Source organism: Rhodobacter sp. SY28-1 (assembly GCF_005222785.1).
Taxonomy (GTDB): domain Bacteria; phylum Pseudomonadota; class Alphaproteobacteria; order Rhodobacterales; family Rhodobacteraceae; genus Tabrizicola.
Map to the genome: position 1 here is coordinate 36,690 of NZ_STGH01000006.1, position 15,718 is coordinate 52,407.

15 protein-coding genes and 3 pseudogenes are annotated in these 15,718 nt (G+C 61.5%); 11 read left to right on the forward strand and 7 right to left on the reverse strand.

What is annotated here, in order from left to right; all coding sequences use genetic code 11:
* Positions 1-16: 16 nt before the first annotated feature.
* Positions 17-976, reverse strand: coding sequence for a hypothetical protein (locus E8M84_RS20745; protein ID WP_170972021.1), 960 nt, complete (start codon positions 974-976; stop codon positions 17-19).
* A 153-nt stretch (positions 977-1,129) separates the two neighbouring features.
* On the opposite strand from E8M84_RS20745, the gene E8M84_RS20750 reads away from it, so the two are divergent.
* From E8M84_RS20750 to E8M84_RS20770, 5 genes are all read left to right on the forward strand, one after another.
* Entirely contained in the window at positions 1,130-1,993 is an 864-nt protein-coding gene (locus tag E8M84_RS20750) for a LysR family transcriptional regulator (protein ID WP_137113167.1), read from the forward strand.
* A 220-nt stretch (positions 1,994-2,213) separates the two neighbouring features.
* Positions 2,214-3,458 carry a site-specific DNA-methyltransferase gene (locus E8M84_RS20755; protein ID WP_137113168.1) on the forward strand — a complete coding sequence of 415 codons (1,245 nt, stop codon included), beginning with the start codon at positions 2,214-2,216 and terminating at the stop codon, positions 3,456-3,458.
* Positions 3,458-3,904 (forward strand): helix-turn-helix domain-containing protein, encoded by a 447-nt coding sequence (locus tag E8M84_RS20760; protein ID WP_137113169.1) that lies wholly within the window; start codon positions 3,458-3,460, stop codon positions 3,902-3,904. The genes E8M84_RS20755 and E8M84_RS20760 overlap by 1 nt, the downstream gene beginning before the upstream one ends.
* The gene (locus tag E8M84_RS20765) at positions 3,897-4,124 is read left to right on the forward strand and encodes a hypothetical protein (protein ID WP_137113170.1); all 228 of its coding nucleotides are present in this window, start codon (positions 3,897-3,899) and stop codon (positions 4,122-4,124) included. The genes E8M84_RS20760 and E8M84_RS20765 overlap by 8 nt, the downstream gene beginning before the upstream one ends.
* Complete coding sequence (locus tag E8M84_RS20770) at positions 4,121-4,708, forward strand: phage terminase small subunit P27 family (protein WP_137113171.1); 588 nt, start codon at positions 4,121-4,123, stop codon at positions 4,706-4,708. Before E8M84_RS20765 ends, E8M84_RS20770 begins: the two co-directional genes overlap by 4 nt.
* Positions 4,709-4,757: 49 nt before the next feature.
* Here the strand turns inward: E8M84_RS20770 and E8M84_RS20775 are convergent, their stop codons facing one another.
* The gene (locus tag E8M84_RS20775) at positions 4,758-5,069 is read right to left on the reverse strand and encodes a DUF3489 domain-containing protein (RefSeq protein WP_137113172.1); all 312 of its coding nucleotides are present in this window, start codon (positions 5,067-5,069) and stop codon (positions 4,758-4,760) included.
* Between the two features lie 108 nt (positions 5,070-5,177).
* Positions 5,178-5,393: a hypothetical protein gene (locus E8M84_RS20780; protein WP_137113173.1), complete on the reverse strand. Its 216-nt coding sequence runs from the start codon at positions 5,391-5,393 to the stop codon at positions 5,178-5,180.
* A gap of 191 nt (positions 5,394-5,584) precedes the next feature.
* On the opposite strand from E8M84_RS20780, the gene E8M84_RS20785 reads away from it, so the two are divergent.
* From E8M84_RS20785 to E8M84_RS21845, 4 genes and pseudogenes are all read left to right on the forward strand, one after another.
* Entirely contained in the window at positions 5,585-6,268 is a 684-nt protein-coding gene (locus tag E8M84_RS20785) for a recombinase family protein (RefSeq protein WP_137113174.1), read from the forward strand.
* A gap of 113 nt (positions 6,269-6,381) precedes the next feature.
* On the forward strand, positions 6,382-7,161 hold the full coding sequence (locus tag E8M84_RS20790; RefSeq protein WP_137113175.1) for an SDR family NAD(P)-dependent oxidoreductase: 780 nt from the start codon (positions 6,382-6,384) through the stop codon (positions 7,159-7,161).
* 10 nt (positions 7,162-7,171) lie between these two features.
* A pseudogene (locus E8M84_RS21840) lies at positions 7,172-7,327 on the forward strand (recombinase family protein); the annotation flags it as partial.
* A 126-nt stretch (positions 7,328-7,453) separates the two neighbouring features.
* A complete protein-coding gene (locus E8M84_RS21845; RefSeq protein ID WP_276607139.1) occupies positions 7,454-7,597 on the forward strand; it encodes a recombinase family protein in 144 nt (47 codons plus the stop codon).
* 90 nt (positions 7,598-7,687) lie between these two features.
* Here E8M84_RS21845 and E8M84_RS20800 read toward each other — a convergent pair whose 3' ends face one another.
* From E8M84_RS20800 to E8M84_RS20815, 4 genes are all read right to left on the reverse strand, one after another.
* A complete protein-coding gene (locus tag E8M84_RS20800) occupies positions 7,688-9,184 on the reverse strand; it encodes a winged helix-turn-helix domain-containing tetratricopeptide repeat protein (protein ID WP_137113176.1) in 1,497 nt (498 codons plus the stop codon).
* 958 nt (positions 9,185-10,142) lie between these two features.
* On the reverse strand, positions 10,143-11,102 hold the full coding sequence (locus tag E8M84_RS20805; protein WP_205914648.1) for a sugar ABC transporter substrate-binding protein: 960 nt from the start codon (positions 11,100-11,102) through the stop codon (positions 10,143-10,145).
* Between the two features lie 214 nt (positions 11,103-11,316).
* Complete coding sequence (locus E8M84_RS20810) at positions 11,317-12,645, reverse strand: sensor histidine kinase (protein WP_137113178.1); 1,329 nt, start codon at positions 12,643-12,645, stop codon at positions 11,317-11,319.
* Between the two features lie 306 nt (positions 12,646-12,951).
* Positions 12,952-13,326: a GNAT family N-acetyltransferase gene (locus E8M84_RS20815; RefSeq protein WP_137113179.1), complete on the reverse strand. Its 375-nt coding sequence runs from the start codon at positions 13,324-13,326 to the stop codon at positions 12,952-12,954.
* Between the two features lie 155 nt (positions 13,327-13,481).
* Between E8M84_RS20815 and E8M84_RS20820 the strand changes: the two are divergent.
* Positions 13,482-13,703, forward strand: a pseudogene (locus E8M84_RS20820) (IS6 family transposase); the annotation flags it as partial.
* Positions 13,704-14,732: 1,029 nt separating this feature from the next.
* Positions 14,733-15,433 (forward strand): annotated as a pseudogene (locus tag E8M84_RS20825) (IS6 family transposase).
* The last annotated feature ends 285 nt before the right edge of the window (positions 15,434-15,718 follow it).

Genomic DNA, 15,718 nt, shown 5'->3' on the forward strand with positions numbered 1-15,718 from the left:
GCTGCTTTGCGGATTGCTATCGCTTGATAGACCAAATCATCGCGGTCTCGTATCCAGCAGATTCCAGCAACTCGACCTTAGAAGCCCAACTCGCCGGACAGACGACAACGGCGGCTCCAATCCCACGGTTGGCGAATGCCGCCTCAGCCGCTCGCAAAAGCGCGCTCGCACCTTCGTTTCCTTGTTCAAGAGCCGCCGGGTTGGCCATCTCACGGTGGTAGTAGTCATCAATCACACCCGTTCCGGTGATGTCGTGGGCCGGAGGAAAATGCAGCCGTGAGGCGGGTTGTGCGATGATGTAGCCCTGCAAATCCTCGGAGTCACCCTGAACCATCATGTCCCGATCCCGAAGCGTCAGGCTCCGCGTCATCCACGCCGAAAACCGTGGATCAGCTTCAGGATGAATATCCCAGAACGGGTCGATGTTAAAAAGAACCTGCCGGTTCTCAGCGCTGCGTTCAACGATACCCGGAATATCGTCTTCCGTCGCTTGTCGAACACTGACCGGCATTCCCTGATCGCCCAGGTCACTGCGCGACAGATAAAGTGTCAGAGGCTCATAGCCGCTTGCGTTAAACGCGGTTCGCCAAGCTTCGCCCGCCACGTAGGACGCCAGTTTGATCCGGGCACCGGCTTCGTGAAGTGCGTCCTCGGCTGCGGCCAATAGGTCGTCAACAGTGCCGCTCGCCGCGTCGGCAGCAACGAAGGAGTCTGGCAGGATCAGTCCCGGCTCGCCGAACGGGCCTGCATAGATTGGAGGGACCGGCAGCATCATAGCATGAATGACACCCGTGATCTGACCCCCATCATCCGCGACATGCCAAAACTGTCGAAAGGGTTGTTGCTTGGCCGCTAGCGCAAATGTCAGTGCCTTCTCGATCTGCGCGGGCGCGTCATCTGCCATCTTCCAGAGCATGGCATCCTCTGCACGGCGTTCCTGGGCATCTAGCATAAGAAGATGGATCAGGCGCGGCATGTCGTCGGGTGTCGCTGGTCGGACTGTCTGGGTCATAGCTCTGTCTCATGTAGCTAGTGCTTCTTGCCTGCTCGTATCGGCCGCCCGCACTAAATTGACAAAACAGGATAGTTACACCACCGTTTAGCAAAACTATCGCCTCCAAGGTATCGAATGAAGAACGTGAACCTCAATGCGCTTCGAGTGTTCTCCGTCGTCGCATTGCACGGGAATCTGCAACGCGCGGCTGAGGAGCTGAGCCTGTCGCGTGGTGCGGTATCTCAACGGATCAAAAAGCTCGAGATCGAGCTGGGGGTGGTTCTTCTCGTGCGTAGCGCACGCGGTGTCTCGCTGACCCCGGAAGGCGAGCGCTGTCATGCGGCGATGAAAGACGCTTTGGCAATCCTCGACACTGCCTTTCTGAACATCGGCGAGGACGATAATCGCGTCACGCTACACCTTGGGTCTTCCACAGCAACAAAGTGGCTGATGCCCCGGATGAACGCTTTCGCAGCCAAGTTTCCGAACGTGTCCCTCACCACTCAGGTCCACGAGCAAGTTCTTGCGCGCAGTCTGGGTCGGAACGAGATCGCAATCTGGCCCGGAAAAGCACATGATACGAATGCAGCCCACGGATCGCGCCACTTGGCCGACATCCGCCTAGTTGCCGTATGCAGTCCTGATTTCCTGCGACCAGATTGGCCAATGGGGCTGGAGACACTGCTGACGCTGCCGCTCCTTCAGGATGCGCACCGGCGGTGGGAAAAGCTGATCCATAAGACCGGGTATGGAAACATGCACAAGCTACTCAACTTCGACCGATCTGCCTTGGCTCTCGATGCTGCTATCGGTGGTCACGGCGTTGCAATCGCACCGACCTACATGGTGGAGAATGATCTTCGGTCAAAGAAGCTGGTGGAGATTTGGGTCGATCCCGACCCCTCCGATGATGGGCTCTATATCTCATGGGCGAAGGAACATCTGGGCCAGACGCGCATCAAGCGGATCGTTGATTGGATTGCGTCAGAATTCGAATGAAGCAGGCCTTCGGTTCGGGAGAGCGAACGGCAGCAAAATCCGCACAGCAGTCGTCCGGCACTGCAAATTCCATCGCTTGCCACCTTAGCCCGCCCCTGTCCCTCTATGTCGCCAAATGTCGGATATTGTCCTTCTTATCAATGCATTAGTCCTCTGATATACTGGCCACACCTCCCGCAGAGACACCGCTTGATGCGGACCGGGGGGGTGGGGGAACGAGATGGATGGCACGCTGGCAATCGACTACCGCCCAATCGGCGATCTGATCCCCTATGCCCGGAACGCCCGGACGCATTCGGAGGCTCAGGTTGCGCTGATCGCGGGCTCGATCCGGGAATACGGCTTCACCAACCCTGTCCTGGTCGACGGCGAGAACGGCATCATCGCGGGGCATGGCCGTGTGATGGCCGCGCGGAAGCTGGGGCTGGCGATGGTCCCGGTAATCGAACTCGCGCACCTGACCGAGGCGCAGAGGCGGGCCTACATCCTCGCGGACAACCGGTTGGCCGAGCAGGCGGGCTGGGACAAGGCGCTGCTCGCGCTGGAGCTTGGCGATCTGCAGGACATGGCTGTGGACCTGTCGAGCCTCGGCTTCGATGCGGCAGAGCTGGATGCGCTACTTCGGTCCGGGGAAGCGGACGAGCGGGAAGACGACATCCCCGAGCCCCCTGCCCTACCCGTCTCCCAGCCTGGCGATCTCTGGGTTCTCGGAAACCACCGCCTGATCTGCGGGGATGCGACGGATCCGGACTCCGTAGCGAAGGTGCTGAACGGTGTGCGGCCGCATCTCCTCGTGAGCGACCCGCCCTATGGTGTGGAGTATGACCCGGCCTGGCGCAACGAGGTGGGGGCGGCAAAGACGAAGCGTGTGGGCAAGGTCCTGAACGACCACCGGGCCGACTGGCGCGAGGCCTGGGCGCTCTTCCCCGGCGACGTGGCCTATGTCTGGCATGGCGCGCTGCACGCCACCACTGTGGCCGAGAGCTTGCGGGCCTGCGGCTTCGCGATCCGCAGCCAGATCATCTGGGCCAAGGAGCGGCTGGTCCTCTCTCGTGGCGATTACCACTGGCAGCACGAGCCCTGCTGGTATGCCGTCCGGCAGAAGGCGACCGGCCACTGGTCGGGGGACCGCAAGCAGACGACGCTGTGGCAGATCCCGAGCCGGGACCAGGATGCGGCCACGGTGCACGGCACGCAGAAGCCCGTGGAATGCATGCGTCGCCCGATGCTGAACAACTCCAGCCCCGGCCAGGCGGTGTATGAGCCGTTCTCGGGATCGGGTTCGTGTATCATTGCCGCCGAGACCTGCGGGCGACATTGCCATGCCGTGGAACTGGACCCGGCTTACGTCGATGTGGCTGTCCTGCGCTGGCAGGCCTTCACCGGGCGGGAGGCGGTGCTGGAGGCGACCGGCGAGACCTTCGCGGCTGTAGCGGCCGCCAGGGCGCCCGTGGAGGCCGCCTGATGGCGATGCAGCCCTTCACCCTCACGGACGAGCAGAAGGCCGAGGTGGAAACGCTTGCCGCGGTGCTGACGGCCGAACAGGTGGCGGACTACTTCGGCATCGGGAGGCGAACCTTCTATTCCATGATGCAGCGCGATGAGGAGATCGCGGCACGCTACAAAAGGGGCAAGGCCAAGGCCATCGGGGTCATTGCACAGGGCCTGATCAACAAGGCCCGGGCCGGTGACACGACCTCGATGATCTTCTTCCTGAAGACCCAGGCTGGCTGGCGCGAGACGAGCCAGGTCGAGCACATGCTGCCCGCTGAGCCCGACATCTCGCCAGACTCCGCCTTCCAGAAGCTGACGGCCTATCTCAATGCCATCGCCTCTCGGACGCAGGCGGCGACACTGACGGCAGAGCCCCAAGCAGTTCCCGCTGAACAGTCCGGAGGCGAAGATGGCTGACGGTCAATCCCGCGCCTGCTCGTTCTTCGAGACGCTGACCAGTACGGTGATCGGCTTCATCCTGTCGGTGTGGGTGCAACGGCTGCTCTTTCCGGCAATGGGGCATGACCTTGCCCTGGCCGAGAATATGGTCGTGGCCTCGGTGTTCACAGTCGTCTCGATCCTGCGGGGCTACACCGTCCGTCGCCTGTTCAACGCCTTCCGGGACCAGCTGCCATGAGCGGCCCCCCGAAGAAGCCCACGGCCTGGCGCCGGGCGGAAGGCAACCGCGGCAAGCGGGCATGGAACCACGCGGAGCCAAAGCCGCCCGAGGGCACACCGGACTGTCCGGATCATCTGAGCGAGGAGGCAAAGGCCGAGTGGCACCGGCTCGTGGACACGCTGGTCAGCATGGGTGTCATTACCATCGTCGACCGGGCAGTGCTGGCGGCCTACTGCCAGGCCTATGGGCGCTGGGTTGAGGCGGAGCGGAAGCTGCAGGAGACGCCCGTCCTCTTCAAGACACCTTCGGGCTACGTGCAGCAGTCGCCCTGGCTGAACATCGCCAACCGGCAGATGGAATTGATGGGCCGCTACATGGCCGAGATCGGGCTGACGCCTGCCTCTCGGTCGCGGATCGCCATCATGAATCCCGCTGACCAGCCCGAGCCCATCAACAAGATCGAGTTCGTGATCGTCTACCAGGACAAGGATGGCAATCGCGTGGAGAAGCGTCCCGAGGACCCACCGCCAGCCATCGAAAAAGAGACCCCTGCCCCTGATCCCGAGCGGCCGAAGCGGATCCAGATCTATGGCGACCTTTGACAAAGGTGCCGCCCCGGACGGGACGGCATCTGATCCTGTTGGGCGAGGATCAATCCTGCCGCGCTGCGATCCGATAGACGCGCCCGCGGCCCTCGATCTTCTCCGAGGTCAGCGCGCGACCCAGCTTCTTGGTGATGGACCCGGCGAACGCTCCGCGCACGGTGTGCTGCTGCCAGCTCGTCGCGGCCATGATCTCGGCGATGGTCGCACCAGCCCCACCTTCAAGCAGTTCCACCACCTTCGCGAGTTTGCTGCCGGGCCGAGGGGTGCGCGCAGCGGTCTCGGTGGTGGTGGTCGTGGCGTCTGGTGCCTCGACGGGTTGGGTTGCGGGATCGTCCTTGGTCTTCACGGTGCGTGCCATTGTGGCCTCCTTGTCCGGGCCGGCGGCATGCCAGCCCTTCTACGGGGCCAAGGCCCGCGTGCGGCGGGCTGTGGAGATGTGCGGCCGTCCAAAGCCCAGCGAGTGAGTTCAACCATTGCCGGTGGCGAAGTTAGCGATCTCCTGCAGGCGCTCCCGGATGTGGTTCGCGCTTCCGACGTGGCTCCAGGTGATCTCATCCGGGCTGGCATGGAAGTGGTCGGCACTCAAGGAAGCCAACTCGGCGAGGAGCCGGTCGATCTCGGTCTTCGCCGCCACGAAGGCGTCCAGGGCCTTGTCGTTCGGTGCGGCCGTCTTGCGGGCCATTGTCCGATCCTCCGGGCTGGTGAGTTGCCCTGCGATCAGCTTCGCTCTACCGCAGGCACCTATCAACTCGATAGATCATTGTTCTTGCTGGTTTTTTTGACCACCCCAGCCACTTCGCGCTACGACCTCCGCGCCACTCGGTGTACACAACTGCGCAACGAACGTTAGGCAGTTTTGTACAGGGGGCAGACATGGCGACAGGGCAGCGGCTGGTGGCCTACGAGCGGGTCTCGACTGCGCGGCAGGGAGCCAGCGGGCTCGGGTTGGAAGTTCAGCGCAAGGTGATCGAGGACTTCGCGGCGTCTCGTGGAGCAGAGGTCCTGGCGCGGTTCACCGAGGTCGAGAGTGGGCGCAAGGCGGACCGGCCGGAACTTGCGAAAGCGCTGCATTTGGCGAAGGTCACGGGTGCGACGCTTGTGATCGCGAAGTTGGACAGGCTGTCACGGAATGCTGCGTTCCTCCTCGCCCTGCGTGATAGCGGAGTGCGGTTCGTCGCGGTAGACATGCCAGAGGCGAACGACCTCACCGTGGGGATCATGGCGCTGGTGGCCCAGGCCGAGCGGGAGGCGATCTCGCGGAGGACGAAGGAAGCGCTCGCGGTGGCCAAGGCGCGTGGGGTGAAGCTGGGGAACCCAAATGGTGCCGCAAGCCTCAAACGGGCGGGCAAGGGTGGAGTTGCGATGCGGGCGGCGGTGGCGGCGAATGCGGGAGCTTTCTCCCGTGACCTCGCGACAGTAGTGGCGGACATCCAAACGGCGGGACACGTCTCGTTGAGGTCCGTCGCAGCGGAGCTCACATCCCGCGGGATCAGAACCAGACGTGGCGGAGAATGGGGCGTAGGGAACGTGCGCAACCTTCTCGCAAGAATGAACTAGCGGCGCCAATCGGAAGGCGCGTGGCTTCGTCCGAAGTAAGAGCGGCTGGTCTTTGGTCAGCGTTATCGAGGCTCGCATAGTGTAGCCTGCCGAGGAGAGCGGAGGAGAACACCATGCGACTCAGTGGCAAGACAGCGTTTATCACAGGAGGCACGAGAGGCATCGGACTCGCCACGGTAGAGGCGTTTATTGAGCACGGTGCGATGGTAGGCTTCACGGCTCGAAAGACAGAGGGGGTGAACGCGGTCATCGCTAGGTTAGCAAAAAACTGTGTGGGCTTTGTCGCCGATGCTGGTGACGACGAGGCCATGGTTGCGGCGTTGTCGGCAACATCCTCAGCGTCGGGAGGGATTGACGTGGTCTTTGCCAATGCCGGCCACTACGTAAACGCCCCCCTGGGCGAAACCTCACGCGAAACGCTGCAACAGCAGCTATCCGTAGTGACGAACACGTTTATGACCGTGCAACTGGCTCTTCCGCATCTACGGGAAGGTGCGTCAATCATTCTGATGGGCTCACTCTATGCATCGATGGGTCCTCCCGGTGCAGGCGCCTATGCAGCCAGCAAGGCCGGGATCGCCGCTCTCGCCCGGTCCTTCGCATCGGAACTTTCGCCACGCGGCATTCGGGTCAATGTTGTTGTACCCGGCGCAGTCGACACACCTAGCTGGGGAATGGATGACTTGGAGTTGAGCCTCCGCGACGAGCGTAAGAGATTGATCGGGGAACGTGCTCCTCTGAACCGCATGATCCGCGCTGCCGAAGTTGCGAATGCAGTCCTGTTTCTCGCATCTGACGAGAGTTCCGGCCTCCAGGCAACCGAGATTGTCGTCGACGGCGGGACCACAGGAGCCATGGCGGGGTCACCGCGATATGTGAGGGGCGAACCTTAAGCAGAACGCGGCGTTCCTCCTCGCCCTGCGTGATAGCGGAGTGCGGTTCGTGTCGGTCGACATGCCAGAGGCGAACGATCTTACGGTGGGGATCATGGCGCTGGTGGCACAGGCCGAGCGGGAGGCGATCTCGCGGAGGACGAAGGAGGCGCTGGCGGTGGCCAAGGCGCGCGGGGTGAAGCTGGGCAACCCGAATGGAGCACAGAGCCTTCGACGGGCTGGGAAAGGCGGTGTGGCACTGCGGACGGCCGTCACGGCAAACGCAGCCGCATTCGCAGCGGACCTGGTGCCGGTGCTGGCAGAAATCCGAGCGGCGGGGCACACCTCGCTGCGGACGATTGCGGTAGAGCTTACGGCGCGCGGGATCAGAACGCGGCGAGGTGGGAGTTGGAGCGTCGGAAATGTGAGACAAATCGTTCTGCGGACGAGGAACTGAAATTTGCGACCCGTTTCGCTCAATAGCTGGCGCCGTCCTTGTTTAACGGCCCCGCCGCTTCGCGTTCTGTTGCCCAAAGAAATCCTCTTGTCACAAATGTGCGTCGTCCCGCTTCTGTCTACGGCGCAGTTCAAGGGCTAAAGCCACCTCACGCTGCATGTACTTCCGGTCGCCCTCGTGCTCCAGTTCGGCCCAGCTGTCTACCATGGCCTGTGCGTCCCACCCGGGGGTCAGAGCTTCGGCCCGGTCGAGGTGACGGGCCGCGGCGGCGGAATTTCCAAGCGCTGCATGGCAGGCAGCTAGGCGCGTCTCCTTCCACGCATCCAGTAACGGCAGGCGCTGCATGCAAGCGATGGCCTCGGCGTGGTCGCCTGCGATGTGATGCGCGATAGCCAGATCTCCGTGATACCAGTCCGGATGCAGAGGATTGAGCTGGACGGCCGCGTTCAGGCAGGCAATCCCTTCATGAGGCTTCCCGCGAAGGGTCAGGACGTATCCCAGCATAGCTAGCGGATCCGGGTCGGACGGATTGGTGTTCACCGCCTTTCGCGCCGAATATTCGGCCGCGTCGAACTCCCGACGCCAAAGGCGGGCTAGCGCCAGGATGGCGTGACACCGCGCCTCTTCCGGCGCAAGTTCCACGCCGCGCAGAGCGTGGGCCAGTCCTTCGTCCAGCACCGCTGGCGGCGACGCGTCATAGCGGCCCAAAGTTAGGATCGCGAGCCCTAGATATGCATGCCCCAAAGCAAAGCCCGGATCCCGATCCACAGTGGCCCGAAAACGCGCGCAAGCCTCCTCGTTCACTCCGGGGCCATAGCGTCGAAGTGCTGCGACCCCTGCCACGAAATGCTGCCACGCCCCCAGATCGGAACTCGTCGAGGCCGGCAGCAGCGCCGTGCGTTTCTGCTCATCAAGACTCAGACGGGTGACGATGCGGTGCGGAAGGGCCGACATCACCTCCGCAGGGCCGTCGTCGCCGACAAGGAAGGTCTCCGTCCAGATCTGACGCCCGGTCGAAGTCTCGCACAGGGCGGGCGACAGCCTCAGCCCGTCCGGGACCCTTCGCGCTGGTCCCTCCACGAACCAGTCCGCACCCAGCTTGCGCGCCGCCTCCTGTGGCGAGATATCCTCGGGCCGACATTGGAAGGCAGAGTGCCGGGCAATGACGCGGACTAAACCATAACGCCCCAGGCACTGGCAGATCTCCTCAACGATGCCGTCCGCCAAAGTGCGATCTTCGTCCCTTTCCGAAATGGTTAGGAACGGGAGCACGACCACGGTGGGTGGGCCATCTGGGGCGGGCGTGACCCGCGCGGCTTCCAGCATGTAGCCTCGACGCGGAATGGTGCGCAGATGGCGGTCTCCCAGCACCCGGCGAAGCTCACTGATGGCCTGGGTAAGTGAATCCTCGGTCACAGTCACGTCGGGCCAGACGACGGCCATCAGCTCGTCCTTGCCAATAACTCGACCCGCGTTCCGGGCGAGGTAGGACAGGAGTGCGAAAGATTTTGCCCGCAGATGCACAGGCTCGCCGTCATGGACCAGCGTGCCGCGCTGCAGATCGAGGTTGTGGTCTCCGATCCTCATGGCTTACCCGCAACAGGGTGCCTACAGCGAAGACACGTCAGTGCGACCTGTCAAGCCTTCAGAACCCGAGGATCCGCCGGAACCACGTCCGATCGTCGCGCCAGGTTGGCGCCGACGTGTCGACGGACGGCATCAGGGCAAGGAAATCGCCGTCCGTACAGCAGTTTATGCTGCCCGCCTCAAGAAGACGGTGGCGACGATCGTCCACCGGTGGCAAGACGCCTGCCCCGGAGATAACAGCCGCCAAGTCTTGGGCTAGGAGTAAAGGATCATGAAGCGACATGGTACACCTCCATCTGTACGGTGTAACAAGTGTCGATCAGTGCCACGCCGAAGTCCTGAAAAGCGGGTGAAATCTTTCCGAAACTTTCCCCGCACCTAACATAGCATCACAAATCGCAGACGGCCGCCCCGCCTTCCTTTTCGTCATGCGCAACTGCGGCATTCGATGATACCCATGACATTCCGGAGGCGACGATTTGACCGTCGGGATACTGGCGCTGCTTGCCCAGTCGGATCGGAAAGCTACGTCGCGACGGACTAAGGAGGCGCTGGCGGTCGCCAAGGCAAGTGGAGTGAAGCTGGGGAACTCGAACGACGCGGAGAGCCTGCGGCGCACCAGGAAGGGCGGTGTGGCGCTGAGGCCGCCGGAGTCGGCGAACGCAGCCGCATTCGCGTCAGACTTGGCGCCGGTGATCGCGGATATCCGGGCGGGTGAGCACACCTCATTGCGGGCGATCGCTGCCGAACTTGCAGTTCGGGGAATTCGGATGCGGCGCGGCGGGTGTGGAACAAAAGGAACTTGAAGTTGCACTTCCGTCGATTGGGCGCTGCGGCTTGACCTGCTCCAGCGTCGCTCAGTGGCGCAGGTCTTTCGTCGCCAATTAAAGAACTAGGGTAGGGTATCGGAGACTGGTTCGCATTCGTCTGACGGCACGGGTGCACGCCAAATGCTGCGTTAGAACCGGGTTTCCGACGACCACGGGAAGTTCACGTACTCGTCCTTCGTGCCGATGCAAGTGTTCCCGTACATCGCAAGGTAGCTCGCCAACCGCGCCTGGTCGGCGTAGACCTTGGCTGGATCGGCCATGTCAGCCCTGTAGGCTTCCACGTTCTCGGCGGTCAGCGCGAACGGCAGGACGTCGATTGCCTTTGGAATACTCTTCCCCTCGATCCAGTCCGCCGCGTGCTGCCCCATCGCATAACCGAAGATCGCTGACGCAAGACTGATGCTGGTCTTGTAGGGGCTGTCGGGCTGCGACAACTCGGCCACCGCCTCCCGCTCCCCATCGATCCCGCCGACAAATTGGTCAGGTCGCGCCATTCCCGTATCGCGCAGTGCGGCCAGCGCACCCAGCACCACGGTATCGGCCCCGAGGACGACGTCGATCTGCGGCTCGGCGATCAGGATGTTGGTCATCGTGTCGTAGCCGCCCTTCTCGGTCACGGTGACAGGAGAGATGTCCGCGACGATAGCGACCTCCGGCATCTCGCGGAACACATCGCGCATGGCAGCAAACCGGGGCGACAGGAACTGCATACTGTCATGGGTCAGCAACACGACGTTGGCCCGCCCCTGCATAGTGTCGCGGATATGTGCGGCGGCGGCCTCGGCCAGCACCTTCCCGGTCAGGTATTGCGGAGCGTTCAGGATCGTCGTGGCAGGCGGTGGCACGATGGTCCCGACGTAAGTTCCCGCGCGCAGCAGCTCCTGCAGGATCGGGGCGCTCTTCATCGGATCGACCGGGGCCGTGACGAGCCCGCCGACTTGCCGCGCCTGCATCTCACGCAGATGCTCGACCATCGACTCGGCGCTGTTGTCCGCGTTCATGCTGACATAGTCGAGCTGCCGGTCGGCAGCCGCCAGCGACAGGCCGTAATCGACCCCGTTAATGAAATCGCGATCATTGTCGCGCACGAAGGCCAAGGTGCGCGACAGGCCCGTGTTGGAAGAACAGTGCGGCGCCCGCGGGTCGAATCGACCGAAGGGAACCGCGACCGTCAGGCCGTCTAGTCCGCCTTGGCCTAGACCCCGAGTCGGCACCAGTCCCAGCAGCGCAAGGCTTGCCGCCGATGCGAAAGACCCAAGCAATGCACGTCGCTTCATCAGAACGATCCCCTCCCATTTCGACCTATAGCGGCAGGACCATTCGCGCTTCGGTGCCCGGGTTGCGGTTTTGATATTCGACCGTCCCGCCAAGACTTGCCGCCATCGCTGAGACGAGCTTAGACCCCAGACCCGTTCCCTTTGGTACCGTCGTTGCCCCGAGGCCAACACCGTCGTCCTCGACCGAGACCTGGGCCAGACCGTCGCCCAGATGGACAAGCTTCACCCGGATTTCGCCGACACCTGCCGGATAGGCATACTTGAACGCGTTGGTGACCCATTCCGTCAAGATGATCCCCAAGCTTATCGCTTGATCCGTCGGCATCTCGATGGCCTCGATTTCTTTACGGACAGTTGCCGACAGCCCTTCGCTTCGCATCGCCCCTTCGATCTGCTCCAGAAGCTTCGGCAGAAAGTCCGGTAGGGCGACAGATTGCACGTTGCTCGATGTGTAGAGCTGCTTGTGAACGACGCTAACGGCATTGATCCGCGCCTGCGTGTCCGCGAGTATCCGTTTGGTCTCCTCGTCGCCGGACGCGCGGGCCTGCATCCCGACCATTGAAGCCACCATTGTAAGGCTGTTGGCCACCCTGTGATTGACTTCGGCCAGTAGGACTTCAGCGCGGTCGCGTGCCTGTCTCAGCTGCTGTGTCCGCTCCTCGACACGCGCCTCAAGCTCGGCATTCAGGGACTGGACCTGCTCATTTGCCGTCCGAAGTTCACGGACAAAGGACCGCTGAATGAAATAGACCCCAGCCGTCACCAGGAACACGGCGAAGACCGCAATGTAAGTGCTGATCTGAACGGTGCGAAGACTGTTCTGCTGGAGCGCAACGCCCGCTGTTAGGTCCCGCTCCGCCTTACGGACGATCGCCGAGATAAACACGCTTGCTTCGTCCATCAACGCCTTGCCGCGGTTCTGCGACACCGCCTCCAGTGCCTTATCCCGTTCCCCACGTCGGTACTGTTCGACAGTAGTCTCAAGTTCTACGATCTTCTCTTGAATCACCGTTTCCAGTTTCTGGAAGGCGTGTTCGCCGGTCGGCAGCAACCCATCGCGCTGTCGAAGCTCAGACAAGGCGCGTTGGGCTTCGTCCAGAGCGGTTGCAAACGGAGCGAGATAGATTTCATTCCCTGTCAAGAGATAACCGCGTTGACTGGCCTCTGCCGTTTGGAGTGCGGAACGCATAGACACAGCATGGGCGCGGACCTCACGCGAGAAGTTCACCCTTTCGGACGCGTTCTGCGCAAGGCTTCCGAACACCAGGTTAAGCACAACAAGTAGAAGCAACGAGAAGCAACCAACGATGAGCAGCGTGATCGTCGGTCCTCGGACGTTGCGCATTTTGTCCATTCGAGCTCATTTCCCCACGAGAAGATGGCAGGACGCATGACACACGTTCAAACCGGATTGTAGAACATTGGGCGTTCAATACAACGAGGCTTCGTGGCGATAGCTCTCGTCAGGGTGTTGTCAGAAGAACTTCGCTTGCGACGGTTTAGTGCACCCGGCTAGCCTTTCGGGATGACCAAACGCTCCCCATTCCGGTACTTCAAGACGAGCGCCGAGATCATTCGCCTGGCGGTGATGCTGTAAATCGGTGGTGTCAGAAGAACTTGGCTTGAGTGGGCCGGTACGCATGCGAAGGTAGGCCGCGGGTTACAGCACCTTTTCAAACTGCACTTCTCCGTCTTCGCCAATGCCCGTCGCTTTCCAGCCGTGGCGGCGGTAGAACCGATCGGCGCGCGTGCCGGGGTCGGTGGTCAGGCGGGCGATGGCAAAGCCCTTAGCCGCCAAATCGGCACAGGCGAGCGCCAACAGACCCGCACCTAGACCGCGGCATTGATCGGTAGGGTCGATGAAAAGCGCCCAGATCGTACCATCAAGGTCGTTGCTAGCCGAAAAACCGACGATGCCGCCTGGCTCTTCGGCGACCCATACCAGATCGCGGGCAATGAAAGCAGAGCAGTCGGCCGCGGTAACCGAAGTGGGGTCGGCCAGCCGGTTCTCCCGCACCGCGAAACGGATTTCCATTAGGCGGAGGGTGTCCGCGAGAGTGGCGCGTCTAAGGTTCGCCATGGGTGCTTTTCGGGTTGAGTGACAGGCAGAAAAGGTAATCGGGTGGATCGTTGGGTGATGCCGGAGGGACTTCGCTTAAGGTAGGCCTGACAGTCAATTAGCCTACCTAAATGACCGTACGCCCCCCCTTTCGATATTTCAAAGCCAGCCAGAGATCATCCGCCTAGCTGTGATGCTCTACATTCGTTTGTCGCTTGTCGCTTTGAAACGCCGAGGACCTCTTGCTCGAACGCGGCATCGAGATCAGCCAAGAGACGGTGCGGTCCTGGTGGGACCTGTTCGGCCCGGTGTTTGCCGCCGAAATCCGCGGAAAGCTTGTCGAGGCGATCCGCCGCTAGACTCCAAGCCAAAGGAAAGCTCGGCTCCAGTTGCTCTGCCGTTGCTCTCAACAGGCGCGCCCTAGGGTTATCCTTGGGGTGCAGGGCACGGAGAAGCGGGGAGACTGAGCCAAGTCGGCTTTCAGTCGCCGCGATGGTTCGGTAGACGTGTCTTCCGCCGTTGAGAAACTTCGAGCGGCGGTATTGGCACGTATCTTTGGGGCTCATCGGTGCACGAAGTTCCCTTAATCGTTGGGTTGAGCCGTCGGTTCAGTAACCCTTAATGGAAGTCGCTGGACCGACGAGGGCGGGACTGAGAAGTAGCATCGTGAGTCTCCTCCTTTAGCGGGCTGTCGCTCAGTAACCGGAATGCCTCCTCGGTCATTCCATACTTGAACGTGCATCGTGCCAACTCAATCTCGAGTGCAGCTGCGTATTCATACAGCTGGACGAAACGTCGCCTTTCCTTTTCGTCCACCAGATTCTTCCAATCCATCTGAATGTGCCTTCCGACCCGCTGGCCGCAGTTCAGTGTGAGGGAGCGCAGACAACCTAAAGTGAACCGGTCGTTAATCTCCGCGAAAGACTGCAAACGATTCGGCGCAGCAGTAGCTGATTCCGCTTCGAGCCACTTGGGGCTGCAGCCCGGTTCCTCTCTGTGTAAGCCGCTCAAAGCCTGCGCGCGACAATGAACACGACATGAACATCTCGTTCACTCTGGATTAAATATCTGATTCATTTTGATTTTTTTCCTTCCTTTTCGCTGTCAGGCGGGAACGAGTACACAGCTTCTTCGTTATATTTGGCAGTCCATTAGAGGACGTACGACTATCTCGCTCCTTGGGGTAATAGTCGTAAGGTGCCCGGCTTTAGTTCCCCGACGGCCGGGCACCTGTTTTTTAATCTTCCCCAACCGCACTTTCGATATCTGGGATAGGCTGCAGCTTCGGCCATTAGCTCGGTGTTGTCGGAGGAGCTTTGGTTGCCGCGAGGCAAGGCGCTCAGCGAGCCTGACCACATCACCAGTCGCTCCCGCTTCGCTACATCCAGACGAGCCCCAAGATCATCCGCCCAGCGGTGATGCTCTACATCCGCTTCCCGTGGTCACTGCGAAATGTAGGGAATATCCGCCATGAGCGCGGCTTCGAAGTCAGCAACGAGACGGTGCGTACTGGTGGAACAGGTTCGGCCCAACGTTCGCCGCCGAGATTCGTGGGAAACGTGTCGAAGCGGTGCGTGCGTGCCGCAAATGGCAGTGGCACCTGGACGAGGTCTACGTGAAGATCAACGGCGTGAGGCACCATCTTTGGCGGGCTGTTGATCACGAGGGCGAGGTGCTGGAAAGCTTCGTCACCAAGCGCCGCGATCGCAAAGCAGCCCTTAAATTCTTGAAGAAATCGATGAAACGGCATGGCCGACCTGAGACGATCGTGACCGATCGACTTCGGTCCCACGGCGCTGCGCCTAACGACCTGGGCCGCAGTGATGACCGCAAGATGGGGCGGTGGCTCAACAATCGGGCAGAGAATTCGCACTTTCCATTCCGACGACGGGAGCGGGCAATGTTGCGGTTCCGGCGCATGCGAACGTTGCAGAAGTTCGCCTAAGTCCATGCCTCGGTCCAAAACCACTTTCCGACGGAGCGCCGCCTCCAGAACCGCGACACGTACAAGCTGACCCGTGCCGCCGCTCTCGCCGATTGGCGCGCCTTCTCGCAGTCTGATCGACTCGTGGGTTTGGGGTGACGGAGACTGGTTCGCATTCCTGAAAGCACCTTGTTCTGACAAAGCCCCTCAACGCCGAGGTCTTCTATCCCCTGCGCAAAGCTCAAATCCTGATCAAGAAATGGCACCACCACTACAGTACCGTCAGGCCCACAGCGCCTTGGAGATACCGCACACCAATGCCGCAGACCCTCGTTCCGATGGACCCAAGGCCGACCATACACTAACATTCAACTCGGACCTCTCTATGGGGGCAGTCCAGCGCTATCCTTGGACGCATAGCCGTGCCAGGTCCCGACAGTGCAC

Bases quoted from the DNA above. Each gene is read 5' to 3' on its own strand.
- E8M84_RS20760 (WP_137113169.1), top strand. From the start codon at position 3,458: ATGGCGATGCAGCCCTTCACCCTCACGGACGAGCAGAAGGCCGAGGTG.
- E8M84_RS20775 (WP_137113172.1), bottom strand. From the start codon at position 5,069: ATGGCACGCACCGTGAAGACCAAGGACGATCCCGCAACCCAACCCGTC.
- E8M84_RS20810 (WP_137113178.1), bottom strand. From the start codon at position 12,645: ATGGACAAAATGCGCAACGTCCGAGGACCGACGATCACGCTGCTCATC.
- E8M84_RS20750 (WP_137113167.1), top strand. From the start codon at position 1,130: ATGAAGAACGTGAACCTCAATGCGCTTCGAGTGTTCTCCGTCGTCGCA.
- E8M84_RS20765 (WP_137113170.1), top strand. From the start codon at position 3,897: ATGGCTGACGGTCAATCCCGCGCCTGCTCGTTCTTCGAGACGCTGACC.
- E8M84_RS20785 (WP_137113174.1), top strand. From the start codon at position 5,585: ATGGCGACAGGGCAGCGGCTGGTGGCCTACGAGCGGGTCTCGACTGCG.
- E8M84_RS20780 (WP_137113173.1), bottom strand. From the start codon at position 5,393: ATGGCCCGCAAGACGGCCGCACCGAACGACAAGGCCCTGGACGCCTTC.
- E8M84_RS20755 (WP_137113168.1), top strand. From the start codon at position 2,214: ATGGATGGCACGCTGGCAATCGACTACCGCCCAATCGGCGATCTGATC.
- E8M84_RS20800 (WP_137113176.1), bottom strand. From the start codon at position 9,184: ATGAGGATCGGAGACCACAACCTCGATCTGCAGCGCGGCACGCTGGTC.
- E8M84_RS20770 (WP_137113171.1), top strand. From the start codon at position 4,121: ATGAGCGGCCCCCCGAAGAAGCCCACGGCCTGGCGCCGGGCGGAAGGC.
- E8M84_RS20815 (WP_137113179.1), bottom strand. From the start codon at position 13,326: ATGGAAATCCGTTTCGCGGTGCGGGAGAACCGGCTGGCCGACCCCACT.
- E8M84_RS20790 (WP_137113175.1), top strand. From the start codon at position 6,382: ATGCGACTCAGTGGCAAGACAGCGTTTATCACAGGAGGCACGAGAGGC.
- E8M84_RS20745 (WP_170972021.1), bottom strand. From the start codon at position 976: ATGCCGCGCCTGATCCATCTTCTTATGCTAGATGCCCAGGAACGCCGT.